Source organism: Weizmannia sp. FSL K6-3076, from assembly GCF_038007245.1.
GTDB lineage: Bacteria > Bacillota > Bacilli > Bacillales > Bacillaceae_C > Weizmannia > Weizmannia faecalis.
The window spans coordinates 1481270-1493003 of the sequence record NZ_JBBOWU010000001.1 but is presented as its reverse complement, the minus strand read 5'-3'; the positions used below and the strand labels follow the sequence as shown (position 1 = coordinate 1493003).

The window sequence follows — 11734 nt, the reverse complement described above, 5'->3', positions numbered from 1 at the left end:
AAAATACCTCACCTTTCTAGTAAAATTTCCGGCGCAGTCTTTCCAAATCTTTTTCCGCACCGACTGTGAAAATGGTGTCCCCTGGCTGAAAAATATAATCCGGCGCCGGCGAGACAACCGGTGTTTCTTCAGTCTGGGAAGTGACCATGACAACAAGGGCTTTATACCTGTTGCGGAAATCGAGTTCTGTCAGAGACTTTCCGATAAAATCTTCCGGCACTGTCATCTCAAGGCCGGAGCAATACGGTGACAGGCGGATATACTGCAAAATGCCCGGGTTTGCAATATGGTAGGCAACCCGGCGCCCCGTTTCTTCTTCGGGAAAAAACACGTCCGTCGCACCGGCCCCTTTCAAGCCTCTCCCCCGCTTTTGATCATTCGCCTTCGCATAAACCGTTTCACAGCCAAGATCTTTTAAAGCAAGCACCGTTAAAATGGCGGACTCAAAATCATCTCCCATGCTGACGACCACCGCATCGAAATTGGTCACATTTAGTTCTTCCAAAAAAGCGGTGCTGGTCACATCGCCTTCTGCAAGGTACGATGCGGCGTCCTGCAGTTCCTCATCCTGAAGTACCTTTTCATTTTTATCGGCGCCGACAACATCGTATCCGAGCCTCGCCAATTCTTTCAGCACACTTGACCCGAAGCGGCCGAGCCCGAGCACTAGAAAACTTTCTTTTAAATGTTTCACAATCCCACCCCTAACCGATTAAAATGGATTCTTTTGCATATTTGATTGTGGATTTTTTTTGATTCATAAAAGTATAGATCAAAATAATCACCCCGAGACGGCCAATCAGCATAAGGAAAGCCAGCCAAATTTTGCCGAACACCGTCAGGCCGGCCGTGATCCCGAGTGAAAAGCCGCATGTCGACAGCGCCGACATAATTTCAAATGCAAGCGGAAACGGTGCTGCTTTTTCCGTAAAAGACAATACAAAAAAAGAGAAAAAGAACAAAAAAAGAAAAGCGAAAAAGACGAGAAAGGCTTTGTTTACGTCTTCGGCAAACAGCGTCTTTCTGAACATATGCGTCTCATTTGAACCGCGGATGACAGACCACAATTTGGCAAGAATGACGGCGAATGTGGTCGTCCGGATTCCGCCGGCGCAGCTGCTTGGCGACCCGCCGATAAACATGAGCATGATCATAAACAGCAGAGACGGGAAAGAAAAAACGTGCAAATCGAGTGATGCCAGCCCCCCGCTTCTCGGCGCCGCACTGAAGAAAAGGGACTGGATAATTTTTTCTGTAAAAGAAAGCCCCGGCATATGTATAAAATCGACAAAAAAGAAGAAAAGAAAGCCGACCAAAAGCAAAATGCCGTGCATCAAAACATTTACTTTGAAATAAAGGCTTTTCTTTTTCCGGCGCGACTGCAAAAACTCCATGACGACGGCAAACCCGAGGACGCCCAGAATGATCATACAGCTTAAAACGGCAAGCACGAACGGTTCGCCTTTAAAATTATCAAGCCCGTTTCCCGAAATTTCAAAGCCGGCGTTTGTAAATGTCGACACCGAAAGAAAAAAAGCGGCAAAAGCATGGCTGCCGTGCTGTAGTGCAGACGGCAGAATCAGCAGAAAGCCTGCCGTCTCGACGATTAATGTGTATTTTACAATAAAGGCCATCAGTTTGGATATCGAACGGCTGCTGTTCTGGTTCTGGTCAAAAATCATCAATGTTTGAGACGGAACAGGCGCGTTCGTCCGCAATGCAATTAAAAGCGCACCGACCAAGGCCATGACGCCGATCCCGCCGATTTCCATCTGGATGAGCAGGATGATTTTTCCAGCCGTTGTAAGTTCTTGCGCAACGGTAACAGTGGACAGCCCTGTTGCACTAATGGCGCTTGCGGACAGGAAAAAAGCATCTACCGGCAGCAACGGCTGTTTGTGTGAAACCGGCAGCAAATACAAAATGGCAAAAATAACCGTGCCCAGCAAATACATGAAAAAAACCATTTTAAACGTTGCCGGGCGGAACTGGAACCTGGACATAAACCAATCTCCCTTGTGACTTCGATCTTCCCTATTATACCTGAAATTTCCCGTTAAAAAAAAGCCGGCCGAAAAGATCATTTGTTAAAATACCTTTTTTAGCAGACAAGTTGCCGCATATATAAAAGCGGCGGGACAAACCAGGTGGGTTCCCGCCGCTTTTTTGTATGCATTTAAAAACTTTTCCAGTAAACCCGTTCCGGCATGGCAACCTCAGGCAACTTCTTCCACATGGAATTTCTTCTTCGGCAAAAAACCGGAAACGGAAAACACGATAAGCGCCAGCCAGATAAAAGCAAAGGACAAAAGCTGCACATGCGTAAAAGGTTCCTTGAAAAAGGCAATGCCCATGATCAGCGTCATCGTCGGCGTCAAGTATTGGAAAAAGCCGATCATTGTCAGGGAAATGCTTCTTGCCCCCTGTGCAAAGCAAATGAGCGGGATTGCCGTCACAACGCCTGTGCCAATTAACAATACGGTTAATCCCGGTGAAACCGTTGCAAAAGATGCCGTGCCTTTTACCTGGATCACCAGTAAGTAGAGGAGCGCAACCGGCATCACAAAGAATGTTTCGAATGTCAGGCCGATAAAAGCATCAATGTCCACTTTCTTTTTCACAAGGCCGTAAAACCCAAATGTGAGGGCAAGGCCGATGGCGATCCAGGGAATATGCCCGTAGCTGAACGTCTGGATCGCGACGCCGCACGCTGCCAGCAGAAAAGCAAGACATTGCCATCGGTTCAGTTTTTCTTTCAAAAAGACCATCCCGAGCAGGATGCTGACAAGTGGGTTGATGTAATATCCCATACTTGTTTCAATGACATGCCCGTTGTTGACCGCCCATATGTAGATAAACCAGTTCCCGCTCACAAGCACGGACGCGAGAAGCAATAAAAGCGGCGTGCGCGGGTGGCGGACCCCTTCTTTTATGCTCGTTTTTAAATCACCCATTTTCCTTAAAAAGGCTAAAAGTATGATCATAAAAATAAAAGACCAGAAAATGCGGTGTGCGAGAATTTCAATAGCAGGCACCTGCTCAATCATTTTCCAGTAAATCGGAAAAAGCCCCCACAAAAAATAAGCAAAAAAGGTGTATAACACCCCGCTTTTTTGATTGTTTCCCATTTGTTGCTTCGCTGGTCCAGGTATACGCCGTCCCCGGGCCATCTCCCCCCTTTCCCCATGATATGTTTCATTATTTTACCATTATTTTCAGATTTGAAAAAGCAAACCGCTTTACAACCTTTACTTTTATCAATGTGCCGACGGAAAACTCTGCTATAATAGGGAATGTATGATTTTTCATGAAGGAGGCCGGAAAGGCATGCGTATATGGTTGGAAAAAGCCCATGAAAAGTACTTCAGCGGGTTTTGGAATCCTTTTATTGTCTTACTGTTGGCAGGCGTGTTTGCTGCTTTTTATTTTGGGCTGACCGGAACGCTCTGGGCCGTCACAGGCGAATTTACCCGCTGGGGAGGGAATTTGCTTCAGCTGTTCGGCGTCGATACGGCTGATTGGGCGTATTTTAAAGCGATCAAACTGATCGGAGAGCCGCAGGACCGGACAGACGGATGGCTGGTCATCGGCATGCTGCTTGGCAGTTTGTTCAGTGCCCTTGCCAGCAAGAATTTTAAATGGAAAGTTCCCCGCCAGAAACGGCGCTGGGTGTGGGGTTTCATTGGCGGCATCATTGCCGGATTCGGAACGCGCCTTGCGATGGGCTGCAATTTGGCTGCGTTTTTTACGGGACTGCCGCAATTTTCTCTCCACGCCTGGTTCTTTATTGCCGGCACCGCGATCGGTACTTATTTTGGCGTCAAACTTGCCGTATTGCCCATTTTTAAAGGAAAACCAAAAATATCGTTCAGCCGGCATGCTGCCAAAAGCACACAGCCGGATCCGCAACACGGGAACTACCAGCTTTATGCTGCTGTTTTGGTTTTGCTTTTTATCGCGCTGATTGCCGCCTGGTATCTCATATCCGGTAAAATAATGCTGGGGCTTGCCGCACTGTTCGGGGCGGCATTTGGGATACTGATCCAGCGCGGCCAAATTTGCTTTACTTCCGGGCTCAGGGATTTATGGCTGACCGGGCGGGGCACGCTCGGAAAAGCGATCATTGTGGGAATGGCGATCCAGACGGCAGGCACCGCTATTTTCATATTTAAAGGCGAAGCCCCTGTTATCCACTGGGCAAGCCCGGGTGCCCTTGTCGGCGGCGTCCTGTTTGGCATTGGCATTGTCATTGCCGGAGGTTGTGAAACAGGGTGGATGTACCGCATTACAGAGGGGCAAGTGCAATTTTTTGCAGTCGGCGCCGGCAATATCGTTGGGGCAACCCTCCTGGCATACGGATGGGATCATTGGGGCATTTTCGATGTGTTTGTCAAAGGATGGCCGGAAGTCAATATTGTCACGTCATTCGGATGGGGCGGGGCGCTTTTCGGTACGGGCGCTTTTCTGCTGGCCCTTTATCTTCTTATCGTATGGCGGGAAAATTGGTATACGAAAAAAATAAACGCAAAACGCACGTTATTCGAAAAGAAAACGTCTGCGTAATCAGGAGGCGGTAAAAATGGCGGAAAATTTTACTGTGGATGCAACACTGGATGTCCGTGGCGAATCATGCCCGTATCCGGAGCTTTATACGCTTGAGGCCATCGAAAAATTAGAAGACGGGAAAATATTGGAAGTGATCGCCGACTGCCCGCAATCTTTTATTAACGTGCCGGCGTCGTGCAAACGGCATGGGCATGAAGTGCTCTCGAAAGTGAAAGACGGAACGACGCTGTATTATTACATCCGCGTTTGTAAATAACCCTGCCGTGCCGGCATCAAGTAATGGAAAAAGGATGTCCCTTATCCGGACATCCTTTTTTCATTACCATTTTTCGATTTTTTTCCGGTCGCCTTTGCTGTTGCCTTTTTTGGCAGAACGGGCCTGCAGTTCGGCTTCCACTTCCGATAGTTTGACATTCTGATTAGACAGAAGGACAAAGGTATGAAACAACAAATCCGCTGTTTCGTAAATGAGTTCTGATTTGCTGTTGTTTTTGGCAGCGATGATGACCTCGCCCGCTTCTTCAATAAATTTTTTTGCGATTTTATCGATGCCCTTCTCAAACAAATAATTGGTATAGGAATTTTCAACCGGCTTGATTTTCCGGCTTTCCATCTCCTCTTCCAGCACGTCAAAGATGCGCCGGTTGGAGGGAATTTCCGCTTCCACCGCTTCCCCTTTTTCATCTAGCCTTGTATAAAAGCATGTCCTTTCCCCCGTGTGGCAGGCAGGGCCTTCCGGGTCAACACGGATTAAAAGCGTGTCGGCATCACAATCCACCTGGAGCGATTTTACTTTTTGCGTGTTTCCACTCGTTTCGCCTTTATGCCAAAGGCTGCCGCGGGACCGGGAATAAAACCAGGTTTCTTTCGTTTCAAGCGTTTTTTCGTACGCTTCTTCATTCATATAAGCGAGCATGAGCACATCCCCCGTCGCATCGTCGACCACAATGGCCGGAATCAGCCCTTTCGAAAAATCAAGCTTCACGGATGTTCACCCCTTCTTTGCTGCAAATGTCTTTTACTTCCCGGATGGTAAACGTGCCATCGTGAAAAATGGAGGCGGCAAGGGCTGCAGAAGCGCCTGTTTCTTTCAACACTTCGGCAAAATGTTCCGGTTTGCCACAACCGCCCGATGCGATCACTGGAATTTTGACGGCACCGGCGACCGCTTTTGTCAGCGCCAGGTCAAAGCCGTCTTTTACCCCGTCGGTATCAACGCTCGTCAGTAAAATTTCCCCGGCACCGAGCCGTTCTGCTTCCTTCGCCCATTCAATCGCATCGATTCCGGTATCGATGCGGCCACCGTTTACGACACAAGTCCATTTCCCCTCCGCAGTTTTTTTGGCATCAATCGCCACGACGACACACTGCGCACCAAACCGGTCGGACGCCTTTCGGATCAGGTCCGGGTTTTTGATCGCCGCCGAGTTCACCGACACTTTATCGGCGCCGGCCTTTAACAGGCGGGTCACGTCGAAAATCGTCCGCACGCCGCCGCCGACCGTAAACGGGATAAACACATTTTCAGCTGTCCTTTCCACCATATTGATGACCGTATCGCGCTGTTCGTGGGTTGCGGTAATATCAAGAAAAACCAGTTCATCAGCGCCGCTTTCCGAATAAAATGTTGCAAGCTCAACGGGATCGCCGACATTGCGGAGCCCGACAAAATTTGTTCCTTTTACAACCTGCCCGTCTTTCACATCGAGGCACGGAATAATCCGTTTTGCGATCATCGTGCCGCCCCCTTGAGCCGGATTTTGCCTTCGTAAATCGCTTTGCCAACAATGCCTTCCTTGACGCCGATTGCATCCAGGTTTTTCACGTCTTGTTCGCTTGTGATGCCGCCGGAAGCAATGATGTCACAGCTGACCGCTTCAATGAGCGCTTTTAACGCATCAAGGTTCGGGCCTTTCATCGTGCCATCCCTCGATATATCGGTAAAGACGATGCGCGAAACGCCCAGGCTTTCTATTTCTTTTGCAAAACCGATGTAATCCATTTCGGTAACAGCAAGCCAGCCGTGTGCCGCGACTTTCCCGTTTTTTGCATCAATGCCGGCGACGATTTTCTCCGGATATTCGGCGACCGCCGCTTTTAAAAAATCCCGGTTTTCGATTGCGGCCGTTCCGAGCACAATCCGGGAAACGCCTATTTCCGCATATTGATGGACTGTGTCCAAATTGCGGATGCCGCCGCCTACCTCGACTGGAACGGCGGCAGTCTTGCATAAAGAGGCAATCAGTTCAAACTGTGCCGGCCGGCCTGTCTTTGCGCCGTCCAAATCGACAATATGGACCATTTCCGCCCCCATTTCAATAAAGCGTTCCAGCTGTGCCACCGGGTCGGGTGCCACTTCTGTCGTTTGGTTAAAATCCCCCTGGTAAAGCCTTACGCATTTTCCGCCAATTAAATCGATAGCCGGGATAATTCTCATGCCTGTACCTCCAAACTGCTTTCCTGCAAAAATATTTTTAACAGTGCCATGCCGGTTTTGCCGCTTTTTTCGGGATGAAACTGCATCCCATACACATTCCCGTTTTTGACAATGGCCGGAATTTCCGCCCCGTAATCGGTTGAAGCCACAATATACGGCGCCTCTGTTTTCGCCTGGTAGGAGTGAACGAAATACACATGTTGATGCTGAAACGGCGCAAAAGCCGGAAAACCCGGTTTCACATCGAGCGTATTCCAGCCGATATGCGGTAAAATTTCATTCGTCTGAATCCGTTCCACCGTCCCCGGAATAAAGCCGAGCCCTTCCGCAACACCATTTTCAAATCCTGTTTCAAATAACAGCTGCATCCCGAGGCAAATGCCGAGAAACGGCTTTTTCTTCCCAAGCTCCGTTAAAACCGGCCGCAGCCCGCGCTTTTCAATTTCGTCCACTGCTGCTTTAAATGCACCGACGCCGGGCAGGATGATGTGGGTGGCGGCAGCGAGTTTTTCCGGGTCGTCCGTTACGGCAACCTCAAGCCCAAGCGTACGGAAAGCGTTCGAGGCGCTTGCAATATTACCCATGCCGTAGTCGACAATTGCGATCATTCTATCAGCCCCTTTGTCGAATTGACGCCTTTGATTTCCGGGTCAACTTCCACTGCCTGGTGAAGCGCCCGTCCCAACGCCTTAAACAGCGATTCGATTTTGTGATGGGTGTTTTCGCCGTACAGCACCCTGGCGTGAAGAGTAACCGCCGCCTGGAACGCAAACGCCTGGAAAAATTCGCGCACAAGTTCTGTGTCAAAATTGCCGAGTTTCGGGTTTTCAAATTCCGCTTCAAAATGCAGGAAAGGCCGGCCGCTGATGTCGAGGGCGACAAAGCCGAGCGCTTCATCCATCGGGACATAAGCGGAGCCGTAACGGGTGATGCCTTTTTTATCGCCGAGCGCTTCACGTACCAGCTGGCCGAGCACAATCCCTGTGTCTTCGACGGTATGGTGGCTGTCAATATGCAAATCGCCTTCCGCTTTTACAACAAGTCCGATGCGCCCGTGCCGCGCGAACAGTTCGAGCATATGGTCAAAAAATCCAACACCCGTATCCACTTTCACTTCCGCCGGATCGTCCAGATTGACGGCAATCTCAATACATGTTTCATTTGTTTTTCTGCTTTTTGCCGCTTTCCGCAACGCACTCACCCTTTCACCCGTTTTTGGACCGCCCGCGCATGCCCGGCGAGCTGCTCTTCCGTAGCAATCGCCATCACATCCGGCGCCGCTTGCTGTAAAGCTTTTTCACCATAATATAAATACGTAATTTTTTTATAAAAATCGTCAACAGACAAACCGGAAGAAAACCGCGCCGTTCCCGATGTCGGCAGGATGTGGTTCGGGCCGCCGTAATAATCGCCGATGGCTTCCGGCGTGTTTTCTCCGAGAAAAACGGAGCCGGCATTTTTCACTTTTGAGAGCTGCAAGAGCGGATTTTCCACCTGGATTTCCAAATGTTCTGGCGCAAGCCGGTTCGAAAGTGCAAAGGCTTCATCTATCGATTCAACAAGCACGGCTGCACTTTGCATCTTGATGGACACTTCCCCGATGTCGCGGCGTGGGAGGACAACAAGCTGTTTTTCAAGTGCCGACTTTGTTTCATTGATCAGTTTCTGTGAGGTGGTGAACAAAAACGTTCTTGCACGTTCGTCGTGTTCGGCCTGGGCGATCAGATCGGCTGCTATATATACTGGATTAGCATTTTCATCGGCAATGATGGCGACTTCCGACGGGCCTGCGATCATGTCGATGCCGACCGTGCCATATACGAGCGATTTGGCGGCAGCGACATATGCGTTCCCAGGGCCAACAATTTTATCGACTTTAGGAATCGTTTCCGTGCCGTATGCAAGCGCCCCGATCGCCTGGATGCCGCCAAGTTTGTAAATGGTCCCGACACCGGCAATATCGGCCGCTACGGATAAAACCGGTGCAATTTTCGTGCCGTTTCTCGCCGGTGTCGCCATGATCACTTCTTCCACGCCGGCAAGGACAGCTGGGATTGCGTTCATGAGAACGGATGACGGATAGCAGGCAGTCCCGCCCGGCACATAAATCCCGGCTTTTTCCACTGGCCGAAACAGCTGGCCTGAAATGATGTTTTCATTCATTTCCATGATCCGGGAGTTTTGCAGCTGTTTCGCGTGGAAACGGCGAATATTTTCCGCTGCTTTTTGCAAGGCGGAAATCACATCTTGCGGGACTTCGTGCCATGCCTGTTTGCGTTCTTCCGGTAAAACTTCCCACGATTCCGGCACTTCCCCGTCAAATTTGGCGGTATATTTTTTCACGGCGGCATCCCCATTTAAGCGAATGTCTTCCAGCACTTCCTTCGCGGTGCGCAGCACGCCTTCATCATGCACGCCGCTCTTGTTTTTCGATTGCAAAAACGTTTCGGCAAATGCTTCTTTTGTGTATTCCCGTATCATTTTGCGACCCCTTCTCCCTGTAGTTTTTCAATAAACGGCCAGATTGCCTGCTTTTTTATTTTTAACGCCGACCGGTTGGCGATCAGCCGCGCTGTGACCGGCTGAATCTCCTCTATGACGGTAAGCCCGTTTTCTCTCAATGTGTTACCCGTTTCCACGATGTCGACAATTGCATCAGCAAGGCCAACGATCGGCGCGAGTTCAACGGAGCCTTCGAGTTTCACGATGTCCACAGATTCCCCTTTTTCGCGGAAAAATTGCTCGGTCACATTTGGGTATTTGGTTGCGATCCGGCGTTTCCGCTGATGGCGGACAGCCTCCGGTTTACCTGCAAGGGCAAACCGGCATTTCCCGAACGGAAGCGGCATTAAATCGAAAACATCGGGATGCGTTTCCGCCAAAATGTCCTCCCCGACAATGCCAAGATCGCAAATGCCGTACTCTACATATGTTGCAACATCAAAGCCTTTTACGAAAATGCAGGTGAATGCATCCGTTTCAACGAGGAGTTTTCTCCCTTTTTCAACGAGCGGTTCAACATGAAAGCCGCGCGACTTTAAATATTGCAAAAATTGTTTTTCCACTCTCCCTTTTGTAAGGGCAATGCTGATCGTCAAATTTCTTCCGCCTCCCAATGGCCGCCCACATTTTTAAACTTGAGGACCTTACTGAATTCGCCTTCTGCAGGCGGCGCGAAACGGATATCCACGATTTTTCCGTCGTATGCAGCCCGCAGCTTTTCTGCTTCCGCAAGCGTTTCTTCCCCGGCAATGATGCAGATTTTTTCCGGTTTTTCTTCCTGAACCAGTTCCTCAGCCAGCATATCGGCGTCAAAAGCAATGCCGACAGCTGTTGTTTGGCGGTGAAACTGTTCGTACAGCTTGTCGTACCGCCCGCCAGAAAAGCAGGAAGCGCCGGTTTGTTTTAAAAATCCCCGGAACAAAATGCCGGTATAATAGGGCAGATTTTTCACCCGGCCAAGGTCAATCATGATGTCTTCCATTCCGACAGCCATGCAAATTTTACCAAGCTTTTCGATATGAATAAGCATATCCGAAAGTGCCGGTTCCGTTTTCCATCTTTCCTGAAATGTCCGGATCATTTCGAACGGACCGTACGCATCCACAAGTCCCGCCAGTTCCGCGGCAATTTTTGCATTGCCGCTTAAACTTGCAATCTCGAATACTTCATCTTTCCGTTTATCGTGCATGGCCCCTCTTAACCGGTCAACCTGGCCGTCTTCCAGATTCAGGCGTGCGACCAGTTCCTCAAAAATACCGGCATGGCCAAGCTCCACCATCACCCCGGTAACGCCGAGCCTGTTAAAAAAGTCATGGGCAAAAAACAGGCATTCACCTTCCCCTAAAAGTTCCGGCAGGTCTACCATTTCGATCCCGACCTGGCGGCTCTCAAGGCCGGGGGTATCCATTCTGAACACTGAACCCTGGTAAGCCCATTTACACGCCCGAAACGGTTTTTGCGAAAGCGCCCTTGCGATGGAGGTGGTCCAGTCCGGGCGCAAAACTTCAATCTGGCCGCGGCTGTCAAACCATTTCAGCATATTTTGAAGCTTCATGCCAACCTTTTCATTTGTAAACGTATCCGCGTACTCAACAAGCGGTGTCGAGATTTCCGTATAATTCCGCTTCTCCGCCGTGCGACGGAACAATTCAAACACGGTTGCGCGGTTTTTGACAACCGTGCCCATTTCATCCTGGCTGCCTTCCGGTAAAAACATCGGTTTCACATCCTGTACTTTCTCTTTATTATGTTAGTACTCTAATACACTAAAGGATTTGATTGCATTTAAGATACCATATTTCAGAAAAGCGGTCAAGGTGAAAATTTTTGACAAGCCGGCTTGTCCCGGTCGATTTGGAAATAGAGCGGATAATGGGCGGCGCATCCGGGGTTAAATGGCGCGCCGCAATGCGGGCAAGCGCTTGCCCCCATATATTCCCGGATCGTCATCTCATGCTTGCAGACACCGCAAAGAACCGCTTTTGTATCCCATTCCCGTTTTTCCCACCGCTCGATCGGATGGGCTTCCGCTTCCTCATGGCATTGATAACACGGATAATACTTTCCGCAGCATTTAAAACGGATGGCTACGACATCCAACGGAGAAGCATAATGGATGCAGCGCGTCTCATCATCTACCACCGGGCCGTACACTTTCATTGGAAACGCTCCTTTTGAAATTTTTTCTTTGTTTTTAACATACAGGAATTTGGCTTTCACATCAATGAA

14 protein-coding genes are annotated in these 11734 nt (G+C 49.5%); 2 read left to right on the top strand and 12 right to left on the bottom strand.

Annotated features, from left to right (window positions below; genetic code table 11):
* Positions 1-16: 16 nt before the first annotated feature.
* The 3 genes from NSS95_RS06855 to rarD all read right to left on the bottom strand — a co-directional run bounded on the left by NSS95_RS06855 (position 17) and on the right by rarD (position 3170).
* Positions 17-694 carry a potassium channel family protein gene (locus NSS95_RS06855; protein WP_014098401.1) on the bottom strand — a complete coding sequence of 226 codons (678 nt, stop codon included), beginning with the start codon at positions 692-694 and terminating at the stop codon, positions 17-19.
* Between the two features lie 10 nt (positions 695-704).
* Positions 705-2003, bottom strand: a complete 1299-nt coding sequence (locus tag NSS95_RS06850; RefSeq protein ID WP_014098402.1) for a TrkH family potassium uptake protein — start codon at positions 2001-2003, stop codon at positions 705-707.
* A 213-nt stretch (positions 2004-2216) separates the two neighbouring features.
* Positions 2217-3170 (bottom strand): EamA family transporter RarD, encoded by a 954-nt coding sequence (gene rarD / locus NSS95_RS06845; protein ID WP_014098403.1) that lies wholly within the window; start codon positions 3168-3170, stop codon positions 2217-2219.
* 157 nt (positions 3171-3327) lie between these two features.
* On the opposite strand from rarD, the gene yedE reads away from it, so the two are divergent.
* A complete protein-coding gene (gene yedE, locus NSS95_RS06840; RefSeq protein WP_026104543.1) occupies positions 3328-4563 on the top strand; it encodes a selenium metabolism membrane protein YedE/FdhT in 1236 nt (411 codons plus the stop codon).
* A gap of 16 nt (positions 4564-4579) precedes the next feature.
* Positions 4580-4822 carry a sulfurtransferase-like selenium metabolism protein YedF gene (gene yedF, locus NSS95_RS06835; protein WP_014098405.1) on the top strand — a complete coding sequence of 81 codons (243 nt, stop codon included), beginning with the start codon at positions 4580-4582 and terminating at the stop codon, positions 4820-4822.
* Positions 4823-4885: 63 nt separating this feature from the next.
* On the opposite strand, the gene hisIE is transcribed toward yedF, so the two are convergent.
* From hisIE to NSS95_RS06790, 9 genes are all read right to left on the bottom strand, one after another.
* Complete coding sequence (gene hisIE / locus NSS95_RS06830; RefSeq protein WP_014098406.1) at positions 4886-5551, bottom strand: bifunctional phosphoribosyl-AMP cyclohydrolase/phosphoribosyl-ATP diphosphatase HisIE; 666 nt, start codon at positions 5549-5551, stop codon at positions 4886-4888.
* Positions 5541-6302: an imidazole glycerol phosphate synthase subunit HisF gene (hisF, locus tag NSS95_RS06825; protein WP_014098407.1), complete on the bottom strand. Its 762-nt coding sequence runs from the start codon at positions 6300-6302 to the stop codon at positions 5541-5543. Before hisF ends, hisIE begins: the two co-directional genes overlap by 11 nt.
* On the bottom strand, positions 6299-7003 hold the full coding sequence (hisA, locus tag NSS95_RS06820; RefSeq protein WP_014098408.1) for a 1-(5-phosphoribosyl)-5-[(5-phosphoribosylamino)methylideneamino]imidazole-4-carboxamide isomerase: 705 nt from the start codon (positions 7001-7003) through the stop codon (positions 6299-6301). Before hisA ends, hisF begins: the two co-directional genes overlap by 4 nt.
* On the bottom strand, positions 7000-7611 hold the full coding sequence (gene hisH, locus NSS95_RS06815; RefSeq protein ID WP_014098409.1) for an imidazole glycerol phosphate synthase subunit HisH: 612 nt from the start codon (positions 7609-7611) through the stop codon (positions 7000-7002). The genes hisA and hisH overlap by 4 nt, the downstream gene beginning before the upstream one ends.
* Positions 7608-8195: an imidazoleglycerol-phosphate dehydratase HisB gene (gene hisB / locus NSS95_RS06810; RefSeq protein ID WP_026683474.1), complete on the bottom strand. Its 588-nt coding sequence runs from the start codon at positions 8193-8195 to the stop codon at positions 7608-7610. The genes hisH and hisB overlap by 4 nt, the downstream gene beginning before the upstream one ends.
* A gap of 5 nt (positions 8196-8200) precedes the next feature.
* Positions 8201-9484 (bottom strand): histidinol dehydrogenase, encoded by a 1284-nt coding sequence (hisD, locus tag NSS95_RS06805; protein WP_014098411.1) that lies wholly within the window; start codon positions 9482-9484, stop codon positions 8201-8203.
* Positions 9481-10101: an ATP phosphoribosyltransferase gene (gene hisG, locus NSS95_RS06800; RefSeq protein WP_014098412.1), complete on the bottom strand. Its 621-nt coding sequence runs from the start codon at positions 10099-10101 to the stop codon at positions 9481-9483. Before hisG ends, hisD begins: the two co-directional genes overlap by 4 nt.
* On the bottom strand, positions 10098-11222 hold the full coding sequence (locus tag NSS95_RS06795) for an ATP phosphoribosyltransferase regulatory subunit (protein ID WP_035188908.1): 1125 nt from the start codon (positions 11220-11222) through the stop codon (positions 10098-10100). The genes hisG and NSS95_RS06795 overlap by 4 nt, the downstream gene beginning before the upstream one ends.
* A gap of 95 nt (positions 11223-11317) precedes the next feature.
* Complete coding sequence (locus NSS95_RS06790) at positions 11318-11665, bottom strand: CHY zinc finger protein (protein WP_014098414.1); 348 nt, start codon at positions 11663-11665, stop codon at positions 11318-11320.
* Positions 11666-11734: the final 69 nt, after the last annotated feature.

Excerpts from the sequence above, each read along its gene's own strand:
- NSS95_RS06850 (WP_014098402.1), bottom strand. The coding sequence starts at position 2,003 with ATGTCCAGGTTCCAGTTCCGCCCGGCAACGTTTAAAATGGTTTTTTTC.
- rarD (WP_014098403.1), bottom strand. The coding sequence starts at position 3,170 with ATGGCCCGGGGACGGCGTATACCTGGACCAGCGAAGCAACAAATGGGA.
- yedE (WP_026104543.1), top strand. The coding sequence starts at position 3,328 with ATGCGTATATGGTTGGAAAAAGCCCATGAAAAGTACTTCAGCGGGTTT.
- yedF (WP_014098405.1), top strand. The coding sequence starts at position 4,580 with ATGGCGGAAAATTTTACTGTGGATGCAACACTGGATGTCCGTGGCGAA.
- hisF (WP_014098407.1), bottom strand. The coding sequence starts at position 6,302 with ATGATCGCAAAACGGATTATTCCGTGCCTCGATGTGAAAGACGGGCAG.
- hisA (WP_014098408.1), bottom strand. The coding sequence starts at position 7,003 with ATGAGAATTATCCCGGCTATCGATTTAATTGGCGGAAAATGCGTAAGG.
- hisH (WP_014098409.1), bottom strand. The coding sequence starts at position 7,611 with ATGATCGCAATTGTCGACTACGGCATGGGTAATATTGCAAGCGCCTCG.
- hisD (WP_014098411.1), bottom strand. The coding sequence starts at position 9,484 with ATGATACGGGAATACACAAAAGAAGCATTTGCCGAAACGTTTTTGCAA.
- NSS95_RS06795 (WP_035188908.1), bottom strand. The coding sequence starts at position 11,222 with ATGTTTTTACCGGAAGGCAGCCAGGATGAAATGGGCACGGTTGTCAAA.
- NSS95_RS06790 (WP_014098414.1), bottom strand. The coding sequence starts at position 11,665 with ATGAAAGTGTACGGCCCGGTGGTAGATGATGAGACGCGCTGCATCCAT.